The organism is Occultella aeris, from assembly GCF_902703175.1.
In the GTDB taxonomy this organism is placed as follows: domain Bacteria; phylum Actinomycetota; class Actinomycetes; order Actinomycetales; family Beutenbergiaceae; genus Occultella; species Occultella aeris.
Genome location: NZ_CACRYJ010000034.1, coordinates 73,005 through 95,490 on the forward strand (window position 1 = coordinate 73,005; position 22,486 = coordinate 95,490).

At 72.2% G+C, this 22,486-nt stretch carries 25 protein-coding genes; 12 read left to right on the forward strand and 13 right to left on the reverse strand.

The window, feature by feature from the left end:
* Window positions 1-28: 28 nt before the first annotated feature.
* Together HALOF300_RS12260 and HALOF300_RS12265 are read right to left on the reverse strand one after the other, a co-directional pair.
* Window positions 29-346 carry a type II toxin-antitoxin system PemK/MazF family toxin gene (locus HALOF300_RS12260; protein ID WP_156741222.1) on the reverse strand — a complete coding sequence of 106 codons (318 nt, stop codon included), beginning with the start codon at window positions 344-346 and terminating at the stop codon, window positions 29-31.
* The gene (locus HALOF300_RS12265; protein WP_156741223.1) at window positions 343-546 is read right to left on the reverse strand and encodes a hypothetical protein; all 204 of its coding nucleotides are present in this window, start codon (window positions 544-546) and stop codon (window positions 343-345) included. Before HALOF300_RS12265 ends, HALOF300_RS12260 begins: the two co-directional genes overlap by 4 nt.
* 284 nt (window positions 547-830) lie before the next feature.
* Between HALOF300_RS12265 and HALOF300_RS12270 the strand changes: the two genes are divergently transcribed.
* Window positions 831-1,943 (forward strand): MFS transporter, encoded by a 1,113-nt coding sequence (locus tag HALOF300_RS12270; protein WP_231955286.1) that lies wholly within the window; start codon window positions 831-833, stop codon window positions 1,941-1,943.
* On the opposite strand, the gene HALOF300_RS12275 is transcribed toward HALOF300_RS12270, so the two are convergent.
* A complete protein-coding gene (locus HALOF300_RS12275; protein WP_197522516.1) occupies window positions 1,944-2,624 on the reverse strand; it encodes a 4'-phosphopantetheinyl transferase family protein in 681 nt (226 codons plus the stop codon).
* Window positions 2,625-2,771: 147 nt separating this feature from the next.
* Here HALOF300_RS12275 and HALOF300_RS12280 point away from each other — a divergent pair, with 147 nt between their 5' ends.
* Entirely contained in the window at window positions 2,772-3,488 is a 717-nt protein-coding gene (locus HALOF300_RS12280) for a helix-turn-helix domain-containing protein (RefSeq protein ID WP_156741226.1), read from the forward strand.
* Here HALOF300_RS12280 and HALOF300_RS12285 read toward each other — a convergent pair.
* From HALOF300_RS12285 to HALOF300_RS12315, 7 genes are all read right to left on the reverse strand, one after another.
* The gene (locus HALOF300_RS12285) at window positions 3,470-4,045 is read right to left on the reverse strand and encodes a dihydrofolate reductase family protein (protein WP_156741227.1); all 576 of its coding nucleotides are present in this window, start codon (window positions 4,043-4,045) and stop codon (window positions 3,470-3,472) included. The two genes, HALOF300_RS12280 and HALOF300_RS12285, sit on opposite strands and share 19 nt — an antisense overlap.
* 166 nt (window positions 4,046-4,211) lie before the next feature.
* Window positions 4,212-5,078, reverse strand: a complete 867-nt coding sequence (locus HALOF300_RS12290) for a hypothetical protein (RefSeq protein ID WP_156741228.1) — start codon at window positions 5,076-5,078, stop codon at window positions 4,212-4,214.
* Between the two features lie 27 nt (window positions 5,079-5,105).
* On the reverse strand, window positions 5,106-5,762 hold the full coding sequence (locus tag HALOF300_RS12295) for a cyclodeaminase/cyclohydrolase family protein (protein ID WP_156741229.1): 657 nt from the start codon (window positions 5,760-5,762) through the stop codon (window positions 5,106-5,108).
* On the reverse strand, window positions 5,759-6,562 hold the full coding sequence (locus HALOF300_RS12300) for a cysteine hydrolase family protein (RefSeq protein ID WP_156741230.1): 804 nt from the start codon (window positions 6,560-6,562) through the stop codon (window positions 5,759-5,761). The genes HALOF300_RS12295 and HALOF300_RS12300 overlap by 4 nt, the downstream gene beginning before the upstream one ends.
* Window positions 6,559-8,172, reverse strand: coding sequence for an AtzH-like domain-containing protein (locus HALOF300_RS12305; RefSeq protein WP_231955287.1), 1,614 nt, complete (start codon window positions 8,170-8,172; stop codon window positions 6,559-6,561). Before HALOF300_RS12305 ends, HALOF300_RS12300 begins: the two co-directional genes overlap by 4 nt.
* Before the next feature lie 151 nt (window positions 8,173-8,323).
* Window positions 8,324-8,935: a pyridoxine/pyridoxamine 5'-phosphate oxidase gene (locus HALOF300_RS12310; RefSeq protein WP_156741232.1), complete on the reverse strand. Its 612-nt coding sequence runs from the start codon at window positions 8,933-8,935 to the stop codon at window positions 8,324-8,326.
* A complete protein-coding gene (locus tag HALOF300_RS12315) occupies window positions 8,932-9,573 on the reverse strand; it encodes a helix-turn-helix domain-containing protein (protein WP_156741233.1) in 642 nt (213 codons plus the stop codon). Before HALOF300_RS12315 ends, HALOF300_RS12310 begins: the two co-directional genes overlap by 4 nt.
* A 104-nt stretch (window positions 9,574-9,677) precedes the next feature.
* Here HALOF300_RS12315 and HALOF300_RS12320 point away from each other — a divergent pair, with 104 nt between their 5' ends.
* The 7 genes from HALOF300_RS12320 to HALOF300_RS12350 are packed head-to-tail and all read left to right on the forward strand — an operon-like array spanning window position 9,678 to window position 17,079.
* Complete coding sequence (locus HALOF300_RS12320) at window positions 9,678-10,616, forward strand: MBL fold metallo-hydrolase (protein ID WP_156741234.1); 939 nt, start codon at window positions 9,678-9,680, stop codon at window positions 10,614-10,616.
* Complete coding sequence (locus HALOF300_RS12325; protein WP_156741235.1) at window positions 10,613-11,926, forward strand: amidohydrolase family protein; 1,314 nt, start codon at window positions 10,613-10,615, stop codon at window positions 11,924-11,926. Before HALOF300_RS12320 ends, HALOF300_RS12325 begins: the two co-directional genes overlap by 4 nt.
* Before the next feature lie 35 nt (window positions 11,927-11,961).
* The gene (locus HALOF300_RS12330; RefSeq protein ID WP_156741236.1) at window positions 11,962-12,732 is read left to right on the forward strand and encodes an ABC transporter ATP-binding protein; all 771 of its coding nucleotides are present in this window, start codon (window positions 11,962-11,964) and stop codon (window positions 12,730-12,732) included.
* Window positions 12,729-13,697 carry an ABC transporter permease gene (locus HALOF300_RS12335; protein WP_231955289.1) on the forward strand — a complete coding sequence of 323 codons (969 nt, stop codon included), beginning with the start codon at window positions 12,729-12,731 and terminating at the stop codon, window positions 13,695-13,697. The genes HALOF300_RS12330 and HALOF300_RS12335 overlap by 4 nt, the downstream gene beginning before the upstream one ends.
* A gap of 40 nt (window positions 13,698-13,737) precedes the next feature.
* Window positions 13,738-14,919 carry a hypothetical protein gene (locus HALOF300_RS12340; protein WP_156741237.1) on the forward strand — a complete coding sequence of 394 codons (1,182 nt, stop codon included), beginning with the start codon at window positions 13,738-13,740 and terminating at the stop codon, window positions 14,917-14,919.
* A gap of 4 nt (window positions 14,920-14,923) precedes the next feature.
* Window positions 14,924-16,282: an FAD-binding oxidoreductase gene (locus HALOF300_RS12345; RefSeq protein WP_156741238.1), complete on the forward strand. Its 1,359-nt coding sequence runs from the start codon at window positions 14,924-14,926 to the stop codon at window positions 16,280-16,282.
* Complete coding sequence (locus tag HALOF300_RS12350) at window positions 16,282-17,079, forward strand: creatininase family protein (protein ID WP_156741239.1); 798 nt, start codon at window positions 16,282-16,284, stop codon at window positions 17,077-17,079. Before HALOF300_RS12345 ends, HALOF300_RS12350 begins: the two co-directional genes overlap by 1 nt.
* 112 nt (window positions 17,080-17,191) lie before the next feature.
* Here the strand turns inward: HALOF300_RS12350 and HALOF300_RS12355 are convergent, their stop codons facing one another.
* Genes HALOF300_RS12355 through HALOF300_RS12365 form a run of 3 tightly spaced genes read right to left on the reverse strand, consistent with a single transcriptional unit; the run spans window position 17,192 to window position 19,274 of the window.
* Window positions 17,192-18,286, reverse strand: coding sequence for an acetamidase/formamidase family protein (locus HALOF300_RS12355; protein WP_156741240.1), 1,095 nt, complete (start codon window positions 18,284-18,286; stop codon window positions 17,192-17,194).
* Window positions 18,283-18,726, reverse strand: a complete 444-nt coding sequence (locus HALOF300_RS12360) for a cupin domain-containing protein (protein ID WP_156741241.1) — start codon at window positions 18,724-18,726, stop codon at window positions 18,283-18,285. Before HALOF300_RS12360 ends, HALOF300_RS12355 begins: the two co-directional genes overlap by 4 nt.
* Window positions 18,727-18,761: 35 nt before the next feature.
* Window positions 18,762-19,274 carry a flavin reductase family protein gene (locus HALOF300_RS12365; protein WP_197522517.1) on the reverse strand — a complete coding sequence of 171 codons (513 nt, stop codon included), beginning with the start codon at window positions 19,272-19,274 and terminating at the stop codon, window positions 18,762-18,764.
* A gap of 124 nt (window positions 19,275-19,398) precedes the next feature.
* Here HALOF300_RS12365 and HALOF300_RS12370 point away from each other — a divergent pair, with 124 nt between their 5' ends.
* The 3 genes from HALOF300_RS12370 (at window position 19,399) to HALOF300_RS12380 (ending at window position 22,329) form a co-directional block, all read left to right on the forward strand.
* A complete protein-coding gene (locus HALOF300_RS12370; protein ID WP_156741243.1) occupies window positions 19,399-20,844 on the forward strand; it encodes an amidohydrolase family protein in 1,446 nt (481 codons plus the stop codon).
* Window positions 20,845-20,970: 126 nt separating this feature from the next.
* Window positions 20,971-21,879 carry a DUF1684 domain-containing protein gene (locus tag HALOF300_RS12375; RefSeq protein WP_197522518.1) on the forward strand — a complete coding sequence of 303 codons (909 nt, stop codon included), beginning with the start codon at window positions 20,971-20,973 and terminating at the stop codon, window positions 21,877-21,879.
* Window positions 21,880-21,975: 96 nt separating this feature from the next.
* Entirely contained in the window at window positions 21,976-22,329 is a 354-nt protein-coding gene (locus tag HALOF300_RS12380; protein WP_156741245.1) for an ATP-binding protein, read from the forward strand.
* Window positions 22,330-22,486: the final 157 nt, after the last annotated feature.

Genomic DNA, 22,486 nt, shown 5'->3' on the forward strand with positions numbered 1-22,486 from the left:
GCGCGCGGCCCGTCCAGTCGGCTCGGGGTCAGACAAGGCCCAGGTAGTGGATGACCGCCTGCTCCACGACGGTCAGGTCGTCGTGGTTCAGGTAGTCGACGGGCTCCCCGACGAGGTAATCGGTGTCAACTGTCCGGATCTGGTCGACGAGCACCAGCGTTTGCTGGCCGGCGATGGCGAGCTCGGGCCGGAACGTCGCCGGGCCGGCGCTCGTCGAGGTGGGCACGATGGTCGCGACCGACCAGTTCATCTCCGAGGGCGAGAGCACGAGCCCGAATCTGCGACCACCTTGCTCGTGGCCGCGCGGGGTGCCGAGCTCGACTCGGTAGAGCGCGCCACGGATCACCAGGCGTCCGGTTCTTCGTTCAGATTCTCCTCGCGCAGCATCTCGGAGTCGGAACGCGCTTGGTCCAGCCACTGCTCGTGTGCGACAAGGTGCAGGCCGCGCCGAAGCGCGTCACTGGTAGACATGCCCCTGCGGGCGATCTCCTCCAGGAGGCGTCGCTCCTCGGCGGAGGGACGGAAGCCCACGGTGCTCTGAGACATATTCCCAGTCTAGGATCCATGTTCAACATTTGTCGAACAATCCACGTTTGCTGTGGATCAGGTGACGAGGCGGAACTCGCCCGTCCGGCCATGCAGCGGATCCCCCGGATAGACTGACCGGACAATTCAGGGAATCAGCGCTACCGGGGTGGGAGGAGCGCACCCCGTCGAGCCCGGGAGACGCCCTGTCTGTTCTCTCCTCCTACCGCAGCCTGTTCGCCCTGACCGGACGGGCCTACGTCGTCGTCGCATTCATCGCCCGGCTGCCACTCGCGATGTCCCAGATGGGCACCCTGCTGCTCGTCGCAGGTGTGTCCGGCAGCTACGGCGCCGGAGGCGTCGCCGCCGGGGCGATCGCGATCACGAACGCGATCGGCTCCCCCCTGAGTGGGGCGATCAGCGACCGGATCGGCCAGCGGCCGGTCCTGCTCGTGCAGTCCGTGGTCGGGTCCGCCCTGCTCGCGCTGCTCGTGGTGCTCTCGACCATCGGCGCCCCGTGGCAGGCGCTCGCGGCCATGGCCGGCGCGGCCGGGCTGTTCCTGCCGCAGGTCGGCACCATGGCCCGGGTCCGCTGGCGCGAGATCGCCGCGGACAAGGGGACCGACCGGTTCCGACTGACGTCGGCGGCCTTCTCCTACGAGGGCGCCGCGGACGAGGCCTCGTTCGTGCTCGGCCCGGCCATCGTTGGCCTCGGGGCCGCGTTCGTGTCCCCGTCCGGCTCGCTGATCCTGGCCGCGGTGCTGCTCGCCGTATTCGGGCTCTGGTTCGCGCTGCACCCGACCGCCGCCGTGGCCGCCGGGCATCCCGCCGGACCTCGCGCCGGCCCGCTGCTGACCCCGCTGCTGCTCGGGCTGACCCTTGGCACGCTGTGCGTCGGCGCAGTCTTCGGCTCCGTACAGACCGGCACGACGGCGTTGGCCACCGAGGCCGGTCAGGCCGGGTACGCGGGGCTGCTGCACGCCCTGCTCGGCGTCGGGAGCGTGGTGGCCGGCCTCACCGTCGCGGCCATCCCGGCCCGGTTCACGTTCGCCAACCGGCTGCCCGTGTTCGGTGCGGCGCTCGCGGTGTTCGCGCTGCCGCTGCTGGCCGTGCACTCCATCGGTGCCCTTGCCGCTGTTCTGCTCGTGCTCGGCCTGGCGGTTGCGCCCTACCTGATCACGGTCTACTCCGCCTGCGAGGCGACCGTCGACCCTCGCCGGCTCGGCGCCGCGATGATGGCGCTGGCCGCATCCACGAGCCTCGGCTACGCGCTCGGCTCGAGCCTGGCCGGGCAGATCGCCGACCGGAGCGGCTACACCGGGGCGTACGCGGTGACGGTCGGAGCCTGCGTGGCCGCCCTCGCGCTCGCGGTGGTGATCCGGCCGGCACTGGCCCGTGCCCAGCGCGCCGACGGCTGATCAGCTGGGAGCGCCGGGCGGCGGCAGGATCGAACGGGCATCGAGCCCGCGGACTTCGACCGGTGGTGAGTCGAGCACGGCGACCGCCGCGCGATGACTCGCATCCACGACGACGTCATGCACCTGGAGGCGAGGAGATTCGTCCGGCAGGGCCGGTGACGCGGCCTTGACCGCCGCCTCCCTACGGACCCACCTGCCGGTGAACTCCCACGCCCGGTCGGCGTCGCCGAGCCCCAGCAGCGCATCCGCATCCCGATCGCCCAGGCCGACCCGGGCCAGCCCCACGTGGTCGAGCGCCGGATCGACCACCTCGACGTCCACGCCCACGGGTCCGTCGCGACCGGCCGCGACCACCACCCAGGCGCCCGAGTGGGAGACCGACACCTCGAGGGTCTCCCCGGGTCGGCGGAGGTCGTCGGTGAGCCTGACCTTGCCGTGGGGTCGGCCACAGGTCGGACAGGTCCGGTCGAGCGGCACGCTCTGCGGGGCGATGGCCAGGTCGCTGGAGAAGATCCGGCGCACGGCGACCGCGCCGACCAGGAACCGGGCCCGGTCGGCGCTCTGACCGTAGGCGGCGTAGCGGCGAGCCTCCACCGGGTCCAGCAGCTCGAGCCAGGCCGGATCCGCCACGTCGAACGGCGCCCACCACAGCGTCACCGTTCCGTGTCGCAACCGCACCACCCCGCGACTGTACAGCGCGCATGAGGGCCGCCCTCAGGCGCGCAGCCGCGGCAACGCTGCCGGTCACGATCGCCCGCAGACCAGCGGCGGGCGGCCTGACCGGGGCGGGCAGCCGTCCGCCAATGCGTCGGGCCTATAGTTTCGACGGTGGGCCTGCTGTTCGATACGCGTTCGTCGGACTCGTCATGGATCGACTCGGTCTGGACCTGCCGGAGCGAGCAGGTCACGCAGATGACGTCGGTGGCGTCCGAGACGTGGGGCTTGGTGTTCTGGGAGCAGGGCCGCACGGCACACGCGGCCGTCACCGGTCCCGAGAGCTGCTCCGGCACCGCCGACGTGCCGGAGGATGCGACGTTCCTCGGCATCCAGTTCGCGGTCGGAACGTCGCTGCGGATGGTGAGCACCCCGTCCCTGGTCGACGGCGGGATCGTCCTACCCGACGCGAGCCGGCTGACCTTCTGGCTGGACGGTCGACGCTGGGCGAAACCGCAGTCCGATGACGCCGAGGGTCTCGTCGAGGGTCTCGTCCGAGACACCGTGGTGGTTCGAGACCCGCTGGTCACGCAGGCCGTACGTGGCAACGGTGACGGCCGGGCCGTCACCGACCGAACTCTCGAGCGGCGGTTCCGCGCGGCCACGGGTCTGAGCCGAGGGGCCGTCCGGCAGATCGAACGCGTCCGCGTCGCCGCCGACCTCCTCATCGCCGGCGAGACGGTCAGCGACGTGGTCGTCAAACTCGGGTACTACGACGAACCTCACCTCGCCCGGGCGCTGCGACGACACGTCGGGCGCACGGCACGCCAACTCCGCGAAGGGCTGGGCGGCGCGATCGCGCTCGATGCCGCTCAGCGCACGACCTCGTAGAGGAGCTTGGTCACGCCATTGGAGTAGGACGCGGACTCCCTCAGGTGCAGCTTCTGGATGTCCCGGTCCGCCGTGCTGAACAGGCTCTTGCCCGCTCCCAGCAGGACGGGAAAGACGAGCAGGTTGTACCGGTCGATCAGGTCGGCGTCCGAGAGGCGCCGGGCGAGTTCGGCACTGCCGTGGATGAAAATGGCGCCACCCTCACCCTGCTTCAGCTCGGCGACGTCGTCGGTCGACCGCAGGATCGTGGTCGTGCCCCAGTCCTGGACGAGGGCGTCGTCGGCGAGACTGCTCGAGACGACGTACTTCGGAAGGTCCTTGTAGGCGACGTGATCCTCTGAGCCGGGCCAGAACGGTGCGAACGCCTCGTAGCTGCGGCGACCGAACATCAGTGCCGAGGTCTCCTCGATCTCCTCCGCCTTGAGGGAGTAGGCCTCGGCCACGAACTCGGTGTCGAACACCCATCCGCCACTGCGGTGACCTTCGGCCGTGCCGCCCGGCGAGTCGACCACGCCGTCGAGCGACATGAAGCCCGTGTAGACCAGATCCCGTGCCATGCAGTCCTCCTGAGTTCGGCCGGCGGTGACCGCCGGCAGCGAGTGTATGGCGACGCGGGCGTCAGGTTGACGCACCAGCGAAGCGGCCGCGCACCAGTGTAGGAACGGTCGGCATCGTGGTCTTGGACGAAAACGACACGACCGTGCCCGGTTCGCGTGCCCGGCGTCAGGCGAGGGCGAGTCCCGGCCCGGCCAGGGTGGCACGGTCATGGACGTCGAGGATCTGGCCCTCGTCCGCCGTCGGCGTGGCGCCGAGGCGCTCGACCAGGTGGCAGGTGGCGTAGCCGCGGCAGCGTTGCCGGTAGATCTGGATCCAGGACTCGGTCCGAGCCTGCGTCGCGGCGTCGGGGTAGGGCCACGCGATCGTGATGCGCGGTGCACCGCAGCGCCACGGCTTCGGGGTGAGCCGCGCCCGGTAGGTCCGGTGGGTCGCGCACAGCGTCACGTAGACCGGATCCGAGGCGAGCTCGTGCAGGATCCGTTCGGCCTCCGGGGAGTCCGGGGCCGCGGCGGTGCCCGTCACGATCACCCGGAGCCCGGCGGCGGTCCGGTACACGTGCGCGCCGAGCGCCGGGTTCGTCGCGGCGAACGCCCGGATCCGATCCAGAGCCACGTCCGCGGGACCACCTGCCGGCGCAGGCGTGGGCGGCCCGCCGAACATCCGGCGCAGGAACCCGCCGGCTCGTGCGAAGGACGCCGCGGCGGGCAGGTCCACGTCCGCGATCAGCACCCGGTCGGTGTTCAGGACCTCGGCGCCGTAGCGATTGCGGGTGGTCGCTGCGATGAGCGTGCCATCGGCGCCGTGGAACTCCTGCAGGGTCTGCTCCCGCAGCGGCATGCGCGGGTAGTAGCGGCCCGGCCGGGCTCCCGCCGCCAGCCGTGCCACGGTCTCGGTCAGACGCCGGCTCGCGACTTCACGGGCGTGGCCGAACGAGGTGGTGGACCAACCCCAGATCGTGAGCCGCAGCGGCGTCCCGTCGGCGGAGGTGGCCGGCCCGACCACCTTCTCCCAGAAGCGCGGGATCGGCTGCATGAACCGATCCTAGGTGGGTCGCACGGGTCAGGCGCGGGCCAGTTCGACGATCGTCATGCTCTCGGGCTCGACCCGCACCCGCGCGCGGATCCGGTCGGACATCGCCTCGGCGCGGGTCGCGGCCGCGTCGAGCGTGGTGATCGCGGCGCGCAGGGGTAGGCCGGCCCCGTTGCTGTCCCCGGCCCGGGCGGCGCACGCCAGGTCCACCTCGATCATCAGCACCGACGCCCGCAGCGCTGCCGCCAGGGTCGAGGCGGCGACCCCGAGATCGGAGATCACCACCGGGTTGCCGTGGGTGGCCAGCGCCGCGAGGTCCGGCATCAGGTCGAGTCCGGCCCGGCCCAGTTCGACGGCGGTCAGCGCCGCCGCGATCGAGGCCGCCACGATCGCGGCGTCCCGGTCCCGGCGCTGCCCCGGGCTCGCCTCGGGCAGACGGAACGCGGCGGCGAAGCGGGCGGAGGCGGCCCCGTCGGCCTCGACCAGGTCCGCCGCCCGCGCGCGGATCTCCTCGGTGCGCCGACGCAGCGCGGTGATCGATGCGGGTCCGTTCGGCCAGTCGGTGCTGTACCCGGCCACCATCGAGGCGAGCGCGGCCGCCACGCCGAGCAGCGCGCCGGCGGCGGCGCCACCACCGGGGTCGGGCTGCGGTGCGGCCAGTCGGTCGAGCCAGGTGGGTGTGCTCATGGTCGCGGCTCCAGATCGGTGGGTGATTCACGGTCCGGTGAGCCGAGCGCGGCGAGCAGGTCGGCTCCGGTCGCCGTGAAGCCGAAGCACTGCCGGACGTTGTACACGGTGGCGTCCAGACAGAACTGGGGGCTGGTGGTGGCGACCGCGTCCTCGAGCATCACCACGTCGTAGCCGAGGTTCGCGGCGTCGATGAGCGTCGCGAACACGCACTGGTCCGCGTTCACGCCGGTCAGCAGCAGGCTGTCCACCCGAAGGTTGCGCAGGATCGAGTCCAGCGGGGTGTCGGTGAACCCGCTCATCCGGTACTTGTCCACCCGCAGGTCGCCCGGCTCCGCAGTGAGCCCGTCCACGACGGCCGCCGCCCACGAGTCCTTCTGGAGCACCGCGGACCCGGTCGGCGAGTCGGTGGAGCCGATCCCGCCGCCGGTGCCGTCGGCGTCGTACACGTGCAGCACCCCGGGCGGCAGGTTCGCCAGATCCGGCCGGTTGCCCCAGTTCACCCACACGACCGGCACACCCGCCGTGCGCAGCGCCGGCAGCAGTCCGGACAGGACCCCGGTCGGCGCGGCGGCACCGCTGACGTCCACGCCGATCCCGCCGAGCCAGCCGTCCGGGTGGCAGAAGTCGTTCTGCATGTCGATCACGAGCACGGCGGTGCTGGCCAGATCAAGGGTGAGCCGCTGCGGCTGCGCGGGAATCGTCACCGGGCGTTCGGGCCGGGCCGGTCGGCGCAAGTCGACGGCGGACGCAGACAATCCCCAGCTGTTGCGTGGGCGGTCGGTCGCCGTGAGCGTCATCGGGCCTCCTGGGTGAGCAGAGCGAGCAGGGAGCGGTCCGCGCCGGGCCCACCGACGAGGCCGAGTCCGAGGGGCAGGGTGCCCACCCGTGCCGCCGGGACGCTGAGCTGTGGCAGCCCGGCGAGCGAGGCGAGGCAGGTCAGCCGCAGGGTCGCCGCCCGGGTGGACTCGACCACGGCCGCCTTCGCGCCGACCGGCGGGGCCGTCGAGGAGGTGGACGGCAGGGCGAGCAGGACGCCGTCGGGCAGTGCCCCGACGAGGGCATCGCGGGCCGCCGCCAGCACCTCGGTCGCGCTCTCGCGCAATTCCTCGTCGACCTCGGCACCGGCACGGAACCGGGCGGCCACGGCCGCGTCGAGGCGGTCGCCGTGGCCCTGCACGAAGGACCGGTGGGTCGCCCAGGCCTGAGCCTGCTGGACGGTGCGGAAGGCGGCGAACCAGGAGGCCAGCAGTTCGGGGTCGAGGTCCGCCGCCTCCACCCGGGCGCCGGCGCGCAACGCGAGCGCACGCAGTGCTGCCTCCGTGGCCAGGCGGGCGTCGGGCTCGGCCAGTCCCATGAGCTCGTCGACGACGACGATGGTCTCGGTCGGGACCACCGTCGCCGGCGGCAGCAGCGCGCCCGCCGCGCGGCTCAGCGTCGCGGCGTCGCGGGTGAGTACGCCGACGGTGTCGAACGACGGCGCCAACCCGACGAGCCCGTCCCGGCTGACGGCGTCGTGGGTGGTGCGCAGACCGTACAGGCCGCAGTACGAGGCCGGCACCCGGATCGAGCCGGCGGTGTCGGTGCCGAGACCGATGTCCGCGACGCCCGCCGCGACGGCAGCGGCGGGCCCGCTCGTGGACCCGCCGGTGATCCGCCCGGGTGCGGCCGGGTTGGGCGGGGCGCCGTAGTGGACGTTCTCCCCGGCCAGGGAGAACGCGAGCTCGTCGGTGTGGGCGATCCCGGCGACGTCCGCGCCGGCCTCGAGCAGGGCACGCACGGCAGCGGCGTCGACCGCCTCGATCGGCGCGGCATCGACCCACGTCGGGTTGCCAGCCCCGATCCGTTCGCCGGCGACCGCGAACAGGTCCTTCACGGCCACCCGGGCGCCGGTCAGTGGGCCACCGGGGGACCCCGCCCGCAGTGGGGCCGGCCCGGGTGGCACCCGCCAGATCGTCGGGTCGACGTCCGCGCCGGGCACCGGGGCGAAGGCCGGCCCGGGCACCGTCGACACGTGCGCCGTGCTCACCCGCCAGGAGCCGCCGTCGCCACGTTCCCACACCTGGGTCTGAACTCCGGTGCCGCCGTCGGCGCGGACACTCTCGGCGACGAGCAGGGCGACGCCGTCGGCGAGCGCGCGTAGGTGCACCCGGGTGAGCTGACGGTGCGGCACCCCGCCCCGGCCGGCCCGGAACGCCGCGATGTGGTCGTGGCCGACAAGAACGGCGCCGGCATCCGCACGCAGGGTGCGCCCACCGGGTGCGAACAGCGCGTCCAGCTCAGGCACGTCGTTGCCGATCAGAGCACGCTCGTAACGCCAGAACGCCTCGAGCAGGGCCGGGTCACCGAGCGGAGCCGGATCGGGCCCCTGGCCGGTCGCACCGACCAACTCGGGGCCTTGTTCGGGCACCGCCGGCGCGGGGACGGAATGCAGCGAGCGGGGGTGGGGGGTCCCGGTCCGACCGTACCGACGAGTGTTGATGGGACGAACATCCGTCACAAAGGTCTTACCTGCGCGAAACACGGCGCCGCGCGGCATCCTTCCTCGGACCGCCGGCGGCTCAGGGCAGCACGGGGAAGCTGCGCCACCCGGCGCCGTCGGAGCGGAACCGGGTCTTCGCGGCCGGGGTCGTCTCCGTGCCCACCTGCCAGAAGTCCACGCCGCAGGGCCTCAGCTCGATCGTGGTCCAGCTCGCGGGGGCGGGCAGGGTCTGCGGGTCCCGTGCGGCCGCTGCCGCGAAGGCCTTCTCGACGGCGCCCGCCGGGACCTCGTAGTCGGGTCCCCTCAGCGCGGGAGTCAGGTCCTCGTACGCCCACGCGACGAGCTGCAGCGGCCGGGGCCGGGTCGGGTAGGCGGCCGTGGTGACCGCCCGGTCGAGCTCGGTCGCCGCACCGGTCAGGATGGCCTGCCGGCCGAGCGACGGCCAGTGGAACACTGCGCTCACCCGCGGGTTGTCGGCCAGGTCCCGGGTCTTGGCCGTGGGGGAGGAGGAGTGGAACCGGAGCGAGTGATCGTCGATCGCCGTCACCAGCACCGTGCGGGCATGCGGGCTCCCGTCGGCGTCGGCGGTGGCCAGGGTCATCGTGGACGGCATCGGGACACCGGCCGCCTCGGCCTCGGCGACCCATCGGGCCAGGACGTCCAGCGGGTTGCCGGTGAGGGTCTCGATCATGCTGTGGGTTCCTTCTGGAGATCGGTGGTGGACGCGTGGCCGGGTTCGGCGGCGTGGATGACGAGGACGACGCTGGGGGTCTGGCCGACCTGACGAAACCGGTGCTCGGTGCGGCCCGGGTAGCCGACCGAGTCCTGCGGGCCGAGCGTCTCGAGGCGAGCGCCGCCGTCACCGACGATCTCGACCTCGATGGCCCCGGCCACCACGTACAGGAACTCGTGGGAGTCGTGCTGGAAGAAGTCCGCGAACTCCGTCGGTGAGTTCACGAACTCCGTGACGTCGAAGTGGCGATCGTGCACGAGCAGCCGGGCGCCACCGGTCAGCACGTCCACGAGGTCGGCGTCGCTGCCGCGCACCACCGCGTCTGCCGACGACGCCGCCGCGGCGGACAACAACGCCTGCTGGGTGGTGCCGAGGGCCTGCGCGATCTGGAACAGCGACCGCATCGACGGGCGGGCCCGGCCACGCTCCAACTGGGACAGGAACGGGTGGGACAGCCCGCTCGCGGCGGCCACCTGGACCAGCGTCAGCGAGCGCTCCTTACGGAGCCCGCGGATCGCCTGGCCGAGCCGCACATCCGCCTCCCGTTCGGCGCCGGCCGGGCGCTTCGGACGGCGTTTCGCCTGCTCTGCGGTCATGTTCACACACCCGGTTCGGTTCGGTTACGTCTCGGAAACAGTCGCTGCCTACGTTTCTCGATGTTACTCACATCAACATTCCTCGACGAGCCAAGGAGGTGGCCATGACCGCCGTGCACGAGGCCGAGATCACCGCGGGCCGGGCCCCCGCCGACGAGCCGCCCGCGGCCGACTGGTTCCACACCCGTGACCTCGGCGCCGGCGTGGTGCTGATCGCCGAGCCGGGGCACGTGAACTCGTTCCTCGTCATCGGTGCCGAGCGGGCGCTCCTGTTCGACACCGGCATGGGTATCGCGTCGATCAGCGAAGCGGTCGCCGCCCTCACCGACCTCCCGGTGCTCGCCGTCAACTCCCACGACCACCTCGACCACCGGGGCGGCAACGCCGACCTCGTCGAGAACGCGACACTGGTCGACCTCGAGGACCTGTGCGCTCACCCGGCCGGCCGCCACGACGCCGTCGACCCCGCGTACCTGGCCGCGTACGCGGCCGCCATGAGCGCCGTCCATGCCGACCATGAGACCTACCGGCGCCTCGACGAGAACGCCTTCTTCGCCGTCGGGGACCTGCCCAGGATGCACGCGCTCCCGGACCTCGGCGGGTGGCAGGTCGGTGCGGTGCCACCCACCCGGCGCCTGGCCGACGGCGAATCGATCGACCTCGGGGGCCGCACGCTGCTGGTGCTGCACACCCCCGGGCACAGCCCTGACGGCCTCGCCCTCTGGGACGAGGCCACGGGCACCCTGCTCGCCGGGGACACCGTGCTCGCGGCCGCGCACTGGCTGCATGGCGAGGGCGCGGACGTCGCCGCCTTCGACAACACCCTGCAACGTCTCGCGGCGCTGCGGCCGGCCCGGGTCCTGGTCGCCCACAACCTGCGCCACGAACTGCCCGGTGACGCGGTCGAGCGGGTCGGCGCCGCCGCGCGGGCGGTGCGCTCCGGCAGCTCCGTCGGGCGGCCCGGCCACGACCTGCTCGGCGGGTCCGCCTGCCGTCACGACGTCGACGGCGTCGTCCTGCTCACCCCCACGGAGGCCCCATGACCACGGATACCTCAACGGATTCGGCGCGACTGGTGCCGACCGTCGCGGTCGGCGCCCCGGGTGCCCCGGCGCACCTGGCCGGCACCGCCGTGGCCGCGCTCCTCGGGGTGCGCCTGCCGGACGGCACGCTCGCCGACCTCACCCTCGCCGATGGCTGGATCACTGGCGTCCGGCCCGTGGGTGCCGCCGGTCCGGCGTCGAGGCCCGACGGCGCAGCCCTCCTCGACGCGTCCGGCTGGCGGTTCGTGCCCGCCGCGAGTGAGCCCCACGCCCACCTCGACAAAGCGCTCACCGCGCCACGGATGGACCCGGGCGCCGGCAACGACCTGGTCTCGGCCGTCGCCTCGTGGCGTGAGCTCCTGCCCAAGGTCACGACGGCGGACGTGCACGAGCGGGCGCTCGCGGCCGTCCACCGGTACGCCGCGAACGGCATCACCACGATCCGCTCCCACGTGGACATGCCCGCCGAGGGCGACCCGATGCGCGGCGTCGACGCCCTGCTGGCCCTGCGTGAGGAGCTATCCGGACGGATCGCCCTGCAGGTTTGCATCCTGGCCGGTTCCGAGACCCCGGACTGGGCGATCGCGGAGGCCGTCGCCCGCGGGGTCGACGTGATCGGCGGCTGCCCGCACCTCTCGCCCGACCCGCACTTCGAGACCACCCGCATGCTCGACGTCGCGGAACGGCACGGGCTCCCGGTCGACCTGCACACGGACGAGCAGACCGACGCACCCGAACTCGACATCGTCGACCTCGCCGAGCAGGTCCTCGCCCGCGGCCTCACGCAGCGGGTCACGGCCAGCCACTGCGTCCGCCTCGGATCCCTGCCGCCGGAGCGGCTCGCCGCCGTCCTTGAACTCGTCGCCCGCGCCGGCCTCGGCGTGGTGACCCTGCCGATCACGAACCTCTACCTGCAGGGCTGGGACGCCACCCACCTCGCCCCCCGTGGGCTCACCGCCATGCGGGCGCTCCTGGATGCGGGCATCCCGCTCGCCGCAGGCGCCGACAACCTGCGCGACCCGTTCAACCCGGCCGGGCGGGCGGACCCGTTCGAGACCACCGCCCTGCTCATGACCGCCGGCCACCTACGCGCCGAGGAGGCGCTCGCCGCCGTGACCTCCGGCGCGCGAACGGTACTCGGACTGCCCCAGGTGGGCGCCGCCGTCGGGCATGCGGCGGACCTGATGCTCGTCCCCGACGGCGACCTCGGCGACCTGCTCGCCGGCACCCCCGACGCCCGGGTGGTGCTGCACGGCGGACGAGTCGTAGCCGACACCCGGATGAACCGCTCCCTCGACCTGTTCCACTGACCGACCCGCCCGACCGATCCGAAAGGTGACACCGAATGGCCGCACCTGCTTCCACGATCGCACCACCCGCCTCGATGACCCGGACCCTCGTGATGGAGGGGGTCTCGAAGAGATTCGACACCGGCACCGTCGCGCTGACCGACGTCGACCTGCACCTGGCCGCCGGGGACTTCGTCTCCGTCGTCGGGCCCTCCGGCTGTGGCAAGTCCACGTTGCTGCGGCTGGCCTCGGGCCTCGACCACGTGACCGGCGGCACCATCGAGGTGAACGCCCACTCGACCAGCTACGTGTTCCAGGAACCCGCCCTCCTGGAATGGCGGTCCGCGATCCGCAACGTCGAACTGACTGGCGAGCTGCGCGGCGTGCCGACCTCCGATCGTCGCGCCCGTGCCCAGGAGGCGCTCGACCTGGTCGGCCTGACCGGCTTCGAGCAACAGTTCCCGCGACAACTGTCCGGCGGCATGCGGATGCGTGTGTCGATCGCCCGTGCCCTCGTCACCGAACCCGACCTCGCGCTCTTCGACGAGCCGTTCGGTGCGCTCGACGAGATCACCCGGCTGCGCATGCAGACCGAGCTGCAGCGGATCTTCCAGCTCAAGCAGTTCGCCGGGCTGTTCATCACCCACTCGGTCTCCGAGGCCGTGTACCTGTCCAACCGGGTGATCGTGATGAGCGGCCGGCCCGGCCGGGTGGTCGCGGACATCAAGATCCCCTGGGACTACCCCCGACCGCCCGAGCTGCGTTACGAACCCGAGTTCGGCGCCATCACCGGCGAGGTCTCGGCCGCACTGGGAGAGCACTCATGAAGACCACCACGACCGAGGCGGGGCCGGAGCGGGAAGCCCTCGACGCCGTCGGAGCGGAGATCACAGAGAGGGTCATCGCCCCCATGCTCCCCACAGAGACCGACGTCGAGTCGGCAGCCGCGGCGGACGTCGCGGACGAGACCGCCGAACAGGCCCACAGCGGCGCCCAGAGCACCCCGTGGTGGCGCTCGGCGATCCGGCAGTCCGCCCCGATCCTGCTCGCCCTCGCCGGCATCGCCGCGATCTGGTACCTCGTCTCACTCGCCGTGCTGCCGCAGGACCAGCGGTTCCTGCTCCCGCCGCCGCACGAGGTGTTCAGCCGGGCCCTGACGAACAGCGCCCTGATGACCCCGATGCTCGAGGCCCTCGGCCGGACGATGGTGGTCGCGATGATCGGCCTCGTCATCGCCGTGGTCCTTGGCATCGGCTGGGCAGTGGTGATGTCCTCGTCCGGCTGGGCGGAGCGGATCCTGTACCCGTACGCCGTGATCATGCAGACCATCCCGATCCTCGCGCTCGTGCCGCTGATCGGGATCTGGTTCGGGTACGGCTTCCCGGCGCGGGTGATCGTGTGCGTGATCATCGCCCTGTTCCCGATGATCTCCAACACCCTGTTCGGCCTGCAGTCGGCGTCGCCGTCCGCCCATGACCTGTTCACGCTGAACAAGGCGACCGCACTGCAACGGCTCACCAAGCTGAAGTTCCCCGCCGCGCTGCCGTCGATCTTCACCGGACTGCGCAACGCCGCCGGCCTGAGCGTCATCGGCGCCATGGTGGGCGACTACTTCTTCCAGCAGGGCCCCGTCGGCATCGGCGGGCTGCTGCGCACGTACACGCTGCGCCTGCAGATGGACGCCCTGTTCACCGCGATCGCCCTCACCGCGGTGTTCGGCGTGCTCGTGTTCACCATCTTCGCCGTGCTGGACCGGCTCGTCATCGGCCGCTGGTACGGCCTCAAGCGCTGACCTCCCCTCACCCCGACCCCCACCCGAGGAGAACCACGTCATGAACCGAAAGATCGCCCTCGCCGGCCTGAGCGCCGCGGGCCTGCTCGCCCTGACCGCGTGCGGCGGCTCCTCCGACGCCGCCGACGACCCGACCGCCGGTGGCGACCTCGACGCCACCGTCGCTGAGGCGGGCAGCGCCCTCGACCTGTCCGACGTGTGCCCGGCCACCGTGGTCATGCAGCAGGACTGGCAGCCCGAGGCCGAGCACGGCGCCATGTACCAGCTCGTCGGCTCCGACTACGCGATCGACACCGACGCCAAGTCCGTCACCGGGTCCCTCGTGGTCGACGGCGTGGACACCGGCGTGGACATCGAGGTGCGGCCCGGCGGGCCGAACGTCGGGTTCCAGTCGGTGCCGGCGCTGATGTACCTGGACGACGACATCACCCTCGGTGCCGTGAACACCGACACCGCCATCAGCGGCTATGAGACCCAGCCCACGATCGCCGTCGCCTCCCAGATGACGGTCAGCCCGCAGATCCTGATGTGGGACCCGGACACGTACCCGGGGGCCACGACCATCGAGGAGGTCGTCTCGCAGGGTGCGGTGGTGGTCACCTCCGGTGACGTGATCCCGACACTGCTCGCGGAGACCACCTCCTTCGACCTGGCCAACTCCGACACCAGCTACGAGGGCACGCCGGCCCGGTTCGTCTCCGACACGACGATCACCCAGCAGGGGTTCGCCACCGCGGAGCCGTACATCTACGAGAACGAGATCGCCGAGTGGGGTCGCCCGGTGGCCTACCAGCTGCTCGCCGAGGTGGGCTACAACATCTACCCGGAGCCGCTCGCGGTCCGTGCCGACAAGCTCGACGAGCTCTCCGACTGCCTCGCCAAGCTGGTGCCGATCATGCAGCAGTCCCAGATCGACTACCTGGCCGACCCAGGGCCGACGAACGAGCTGATCGTCGAGCTCGTCGAGGCCTACGACCTGTCCTGGACGTACTCGCTCGGCGTCGCGGAATTCTCGGCCGCCGCGCAGGTCTCCGAGGGCATCGTGACCGACGACCCGGCGTCCGGGGTGTTCGGTCAGTTCGACTCCGAGCGGATGCGGGCGATCGTGGACACGTTCGTGCCGTTGCTCGAGGCCCAGGGGCTGATCACCGTCACGGACATCGACCCGGCCGAGCTGTACACGAACGAGTTCATCGACACCTCGATCTCGATGGAGAACTGAACCGATGACCATCAGCGCCATCCCCAGCGTCGCTGAGAGGTCGCACCGCCTCGCCGAGCTCCTCACCTTCGAGCTCGGTGAGGGGGCGGTCTCCACGGAGCCCGAACTGATCCGGAAGGTCTCCTCGGACTGGTCCCGGATGTCCCCGATCCTGCAGGAGAAGGTCCCCGCCGGGCGGTACCTCGCGGACCTCGTGGTCCGGCCGAACGTCCCGGAGGAGGTGCCCGTCGTCCTGGCCCTGGCCCTCGAGGCCCGGGTGCCGGTCACCCCCCGCGGCGCCGGCACCGGCAACTACGGCCAGCTCACCCCGTTCGAGGGCGGTGTCACGCTGGATCTGCGCGGCCTCGACACGATCGCCGTGGGCGAGCAGACCATCACTGCCGGTCCCGGTGCGAAGCTCACCGCGATGGACGTGGCCGGCCGGGCCGCCGGACGCGACATCTGGATGTTCCCGTCCACCAAGGGGTCCACGATCGGCGGCTTCATCGGTGGCGGCAGCGCCGGCACCGGCACCATCGAGAGGGGCACCACCACGGACGGGTTCGTGGAGTCGCTGACGATCGCCCCGATGGACGGCAGCGCCCGCGCGTTCACGGTGCGCGGCGAGGACACCCAGGCCTACATCCACACGTACGGGGTCACCGGCGTCATCACGTCGGCGACGGTGCGCACCGACCCGGCTCGGGACTGGGTGGCCATCTACGCCGCCTTCGACGGCTACGCGGACCTTGTCGGCGTGCACCGGAGCCTGCTCGACCTTCCGGTGCTGCCCCGGCTCGCCTCCGCGGACGAGCCGGCCCTGGTGCCGACGCTGCCGGCTTCGGTGCCGCTGGATCCGGAGCGGTACAGCCTCCGGGTGATCGCCGAGGCGTCGACGGTCGCCGAGATCGAGCGCCGGATCCGGGCCGCGGGTGGGTTCGTGGTCGCGGTGCTGGAGGACTACGCGGAGACGGACAAGCTCTCCTCGATGTCCTACAACCACCCGATCTACTTCTGGCAGCAGGCCGAGGGAGATCCGCCCTGCTTCCACCTGGAGACCGGTGGCACCGTGCTCTGGGACGACCCGGACGCCATCCGCGCCGTGTACCCGAACACCCGCTTGCACCTGGAGCTGATGGGCACCGGGCCGCTCGCGATGGTGGTCGGCGACTACGTGGACGAGGCTCACGTCCTGGCCGGAATCCCAGCCCTGGAGGCGGCCGGGCTCGGCGTGCACTCCCCGCACCAGTGGTACGTCGACCGGAACGTGGCCCTGGCGGTCGAGACCGCCAGGAGGACCGACCCACGCGGCCTGCTGAACCCCGGCAAGCTCGACCCGGCGCTGGCCCGCCCGGACACCCGCTCCACGATCGGGACGAACTGATGGCGGCGCCGAAGTTCATCGACCTGACCTTCCGGGAGGTCGAGGCGCTACCCGCCGACACCGTCGCGGTGCTGCCGCTCGGTGCGATCGAGCAGCACGGTCCGCACCTGCCGGTCTCCACCGACTACGTGACCGCGACCGAGGCGGCCGAGGCGGCGGTCGCCTCGGTCGCCGAGGCCGGCGCGGCGAGCGTGGTGCTGCTGCCCGGGCTCGCCTTCACGAAGTCCGACGAGCACCACTGGGCGCCCGGCACCATCTGGCTGACCTGGGAGACGCTCATGGCCACCCTGGTGGACATCGGCCGGTCCCTGCAGACGTCCGGGATCACGCGGCTCATGTTCGTCAACGGTCACGGCGGCAACTCCGCGCTCGGCCAGGTCGCGTGCCGGGAGATCCGGCGCAGGTTCGGGCTGCGCACGTTCTTCTCGCACCTGTCGGTGCCACCGGACCAGGCCCGGGATGTCGCGAACCCGCATGAGCTCGGCCTCGGCATCCACGGCGGGCACAGCGAGACCTCGCTGATGCTGCACCTGCGCCCGGAGCTCGTGCACATGGAACTCGCCGAGCGGCGCGTGCCCGAGCACCTCGCCGACTACGAGCTGATCGGGTTCGGCAAGCCGGTCAGCTTCGGCTGGCTCTCGGACGACTTCGGCCCGGACGGCCACATCGGCGACCCGACCACCGCGGACGCGGACACCGGCAAGATCCTCTTCACGGCCGCCGTCGAGCGGATCGCCCAGGCGATCGTGGAGGCATCGGTCTTCGACCCCACCCCGCGGGCCAACCTCCCGAAATAGACCTGGCCGACCAAGAGCGTTCCGGGTGATCCAGCGGTGCACGCACCGCTGGATCGCCCGGAACGCTCTGTCTCGGCGTCAGGGAGAGGGGGTTGGGCGGGGTCGCGCGGGTTCAGGCGAGGTCGGTCAGGTCCGCCTTGCGGATCTTGCCGTGCACGCCGCGGACCCGGTCGACCACTTGCGAGACGGCGAAGTCACCGGCGGCGGACAGGTAGGCGTACGCGTGCGCCGGGTGCATGCCCAGGTCGGTGAGGAGAGCGACGGCGGAGCGTACGGCCGCGCGCATCGCCACGTTCAGGTCCGGGTCGAGTCCGATCGGGACGAGCAGGTCGGGCGTCTCCGCCCAGAGCTCGCCCGGGCGGGGCAGGTGCGCAGCCGGGATGACGTCGAACCGTACGCTCGCGCGCAGGGGCGCCTCGAACGCGGTGAGCGCGACCTCGCCGTCGCCCTGCGAGTAGTGCGGGTCGCCGACGTAGGCGAGCGCACCGTCGACCTGGACCGGCACGTGCAGGGTGGATCCGACGGTCAGCAGCGAGACGTCGATGTTGCCGCCGTGCCGGCCGGGTGGCACCGAGTGGGCCCGCTCGGATCCCGCGACGGCGACGCCCATGGTGCCGAGGAAGGGCGCGAGCGGGAACCGGACCCGCCGATCGTCGCTCGGGCCGACGGCCATGGTGCCCACCAGCCACGGTGACGACGCGCCCGGGCGAGCGCCGCCGTCGGGCATCGGCTCGACCCGGGCCAGGATCGAGGTGACCGGCGCGCCTTCGAGCGGGAACTGCTCGGGCAGCGCGCCGCGCCCGTGCCGGCTCGAGACGATGCCGTAGTCGGCGCGCATCCGCAGGTCCAGGACGGTCATCGAGAGCACGTCGCCCGGGCGGGCACCCCGGACCCGGATCGGCCCGGTGACCACGTGCGGGCCGTGCACCGCGGGGTCGTGGGGTACCTCGGCGGCCACTGCGAGGGCGTCCCGGAGCACCTCGGTGATGCCGTGCCCGGCGAAGAACGCGGCCGGGGCGCGGCCCTGGTCCTCGAGGATGCCCTCGTGGGAGACGGTGTCGATCACCACGGTCTCGCCGGGGTCGATCGTGAGCACCGGGTCGTCGCCGGCGCACGGCAGCTCACCCCACAGCACCGTCCCGGGGGTGGCCGGGAGGTACCGGCCACCCCCGGGACTCCAGTCGAGGGGTTGGAGGAGGGTGCTCACACCGCCTGCGGCAGGCCGGCGCACAGCACCGCGCGATCGGCCTCGGTGAGTGCGACCTCGGTGCCGTCCGTGACGAGCTTCGCGAAGCCACCGTCGTTGGACATGATCGTGATCGTGTAGAGGTCCTCGGTCTCCGAGGTGTTGATGATGCGGTGCTCGGAGCCCTCCTGAAGGATCAGCACGTCGCCGGCGGTGAGGGTCACCACGTCCTCGTCGCTGTGCGCCTGCGCCTGCCCCTTGAGGACGACGAAGATCTCGGCGGACTCCTCGTGCGAGTTCAGCGGCTGGGCGCCGCCCGGCTCCCAGACCTCCAGGAACACACTGGTGTTCGTGCCGTCCTTCGGTCCGGCCAGGCAGGCGAGCTTCACCGTGTCCTCCGGGCCGATCAGGAAGGCCGGGGTGTCCGCGAGCTTGCGGATGACGGGTGCTGCTCCACTCATGGTGGTGTTCCTCTCGTAGGTGGTGCGGGGTGGGGTCAGGAACGCGGGAGTGCGTGGAAGCGCCGGTCCACGTAGGCGAGGGCGGAACCGCCGGCGACGGCGGGGGCGTGCACCGCGTCGACGGCGCCGAGGATGATGACGTGGTCCCCGGCGTCGGCGGTCTGGACGATCCTGCACTCGACCGAGCGCAGGCTGTGCTCGGCGAGCCAGGGCAGGCCGCCCGGGGTGAAGCGGTGCGGGGTGCGCGCGAACTTGTCCGTCGCGCGGGACGCGAACAGGGTCGCGACGTCCTGCGCGCCCCCGTGCAGCACGTTCGCGACGAAGGCACCGCGCTCGAGCACGGCCGGCAGGGTGCGGGAGCGGACGTCCACGCACAACCCGAACACCGGTGGCGTCACGCTGACACTGAACCCGGTGGAGACCGTCAGCCCGCTCGGGCTGCCGTCCGTGCCGGTGGTGGTGATGACGCAGACCCCGGCGGCCAGGCCAGCCATGGCGGCGCGGAACTCATCGGTGACGGCGGTGCCGGGCGGTGCGGTGGTGGTCATGGAGAGGCTCCCCGGGGCTTGGCGGGATGTTGATGTCATCAACATTCACGGTAGGGGCGTGATGTTTCGGTCACGTGACGCGCCGTTAATTTCCCGGTGACGTCTCGCCGGGAGCATTCGAGTCATGACCCCCTCGCTCCTGCTCACCGACGCCCTGCTCCTGCCGATGGCCGATCCGCGCCCGGGCGAGCCAGACTGGTTCCGGGGCTGGCTCGCGGTGGGGCATGACGGGCGGATCTGCGGGATCGGTCCCGGCGAAGCCCCGACGGCGTTGCTCGCCCCGGGTGTCCAGGTGCGCGCGCTCGGTGGGGCGATCGTGGCGCCCGGCTTCATCTCCGCGCACTCGCACCTGTTCACCTCCGGCCTGCGGGGGATCGCGCCGGAGTCGACGCTCTACCCGTGGGTCGGCGCGATGATGGACGTGTTCGCCCACACCGACGCCGAGGACATGTACTGGTCCACGCTGCACGGCTCCCTGGACTTCATCGCGAACGGGATCACCAGCGCCTACAACTTCACCCAGTCCCGGGTCACCTGGCGCTACGACCCCACCACAGCGCGCAACGTGCTCGCCGCGGTGCACCCGCCGGAGAACCTCACCCGCCAGTTCGACGGCGCAGCCGACGCCGGGCTGCGCACCATCGCCTCGATCCGCCTGGACGACGAGGCCGGTCCAGAGGCCGAGGTGCTCGCCACCTTCGCGGACATGGTCGCCGCCGCCCGCACGCACAGCCCACCGGAGCTGTTCCTCGGTGCGTCCGTGATGGGAGCCGTCCAGTGGGCCGCGGGCCCGAGGACCGCCGAGGTCGAGGCGCGCGCGATGCGCACCCACGGGATCACGAACCAGGCCCACTTCGTGGAGACCGCGCAGGGCTTGGACGTGCAGCAGGCGAAGTTCGACTGGTACGTCCGGGCCGGCGCGCTCGGGCCGGACCTGCTGTTCGGGCACTTCATCCACCCGACCGACGAGATGGTCGACGCCGTGGCCGCGGCCGGCGGGCGGATGGTGTGGCAGCCGACCTCGAACGGGCGCCTGGCCTCGGGCGTCGCGGACGTGGTGCGGTACGCCCGGGCCGGGATCGGCGTCGGGATGGGGCTGGACGACCAGGCCTGCACCGACATCTCCGACCCGTTCGGGAACATGCGCCTCGGCCTGTACTCCCAGCGGGCCCTGCACCACGACGCCGCGGTGATGTCGGCCCAGCAGGTGCTGCGCCTGCACACGCTGGGATCGGCGGAGGTGCTCGGGGTGGCGGACCGGGTCGGCAGCCTCGAGGTGGGCAAGTTCGCGGACTTCCTGGTGGTCGATCACACGGCGCCGGACACCGGGCCGGTCTGGGACGTCTATGCCACGTACGTGATGGCCTGCGGGCTGCGCAACCTCAAGGACGTCTACATCGGCGGGCGGCTGGCCGCGCGGGAGGGAACCTGCACCGCCCCGCGCGCGGCCGACGCGCCCGGGCAGCTGCGCGAGCGGATCACCCGGGCCGCGGCGGCCGCGGGGACGCCACTGCCGGACCTGGCCGCGGCTCGGGCCACTCCGTCCGAGGAGCCCGCTGCCCTCGGGTGAGCGACCGGACTTCCACGATGTGGACGCCGGTTCGCCAACATCCGGGACCGTCAGCCGCCGTCGACCACCGTCCGAGGCGCCCGCCGAGGATGGGCCTCGTACCCGTCATCCATAGGAGGCAGCCCCGTGAGCATCACCGACAACCCCGTCCGTTCCAGCGGCTCGACCGACACGACCGAGGCCACTGAGGCGCTCGTGCAGTGGCGGGACTGGCACACCGCCCGCGAGGAGCAGCTGCGCGGCAAGCACGGCTGGCTGTCCCTGGTGGACTACCTCTGGGTGCCGCGTGCGGAGCGTGCCCTGCCGAGCCTGCCCGGCGCCTGGTGGGCCGACGAGGACGGCTTGCACCTGCGCGCAACTGCCGTGGACGGCGTCCGCGTGCTCGGTCCCGACGGCCAACCCGGCGTAGTGCTCGACGGCGTCGCCGACGTGGTTGTCGGCGAGGCCAAATCGGCGAGGTTCGCGCTCACCGCCGACGACGTGCTCGTTGAGGTCATCCTGCGCGGGGGCCTGTACGCGCTGCGCGTCCGGGACCCGCGCTCGGCGACCCTGGCCGGCTTCGACGGCGTGCCGACCTATGCCTACGACCCGTCCTGGGTGCTCGCGGTGAGCACGACGACCTACCCGCAGGCGCGGCCGACCACGGTCCTCGCCGCCGCCCCCGGCCTGACTCAGGTGGCCTCCGCAGTCGGGGAGGTCTCCTTCACCCGGGACGGCGCCGAGCACCGGCTGATCGCGGTCGGCACGGGGGAGTCGTGGTCGGTGTTGTTCACCGACGAGACCTCAGGAGTGACGAGTTCCGGATGGCGGATCGCCGGCGTCACCGGCGACCCGAGTACAGGCACCGCGTCCCTTGACCTGAACCGCGCCGTGAACCTGCCGTACGCATTCACCGACCATGGCACCTGCCCGCGTCCGATCGAGGGCAACCACCTCGCCCTGGCCGTCACTGCGGGGGAGAAGGCGCCGACCGGCCGGACCGGTGTGCCCGGCGAGGACGTGCCCAGTCGCGTCCCCGCCCAGCAACCCGCCTGACGCAGGACCTACGGTCCCGGCGGCACCGGAACTGCCGGGCCGGCGCCCCGCAGCGTTCCGCTCGTACCCGGCCGGCGCGAGGTCTGGCCTGAGCGCATGGGTGCGGCCGAGCCGCCGGGGCTCGGACAGCTGGAGCGGCTGTCCGAGGCGTTGGCCCGGACCCGCGAGCTCGGCTTCGTGGGCCGGGCTGCCGAACTGCGGTCGTTCACGGACGCGCTCGCAGGCACCTCGGCGAGCCGGATCCTGTTCGTGCACGGTCCCGGGGGCATCGGCAAGACGACGCTCCTCGATGCGTTCTCCCGCCACGAGGGCCGGGATGTCCAGCGGCTCGGCGTAGACCTGGTCCATCATCACGGGCCCGCAGCATCCTGCGATTCAAGTCCTCCTCCGCCAGGGTCACCGGAGCACTGTTCGGTCGCCCGCGGGAATGCGCACCGTCTCGACCGGTGAGACGATTTCCGGGCGCCCGTCGAGCCGATCGGCGCGACCGTTACCGTCGATGGGCCCGACGCGGCGTCGGTCGCGCTCGCGCGTGCGGAAGTGACGCGCCGACCCGGCCGCCGGAACATCTCGAAACACTCGATGCCCGCCGTCATCCCCACCGAAA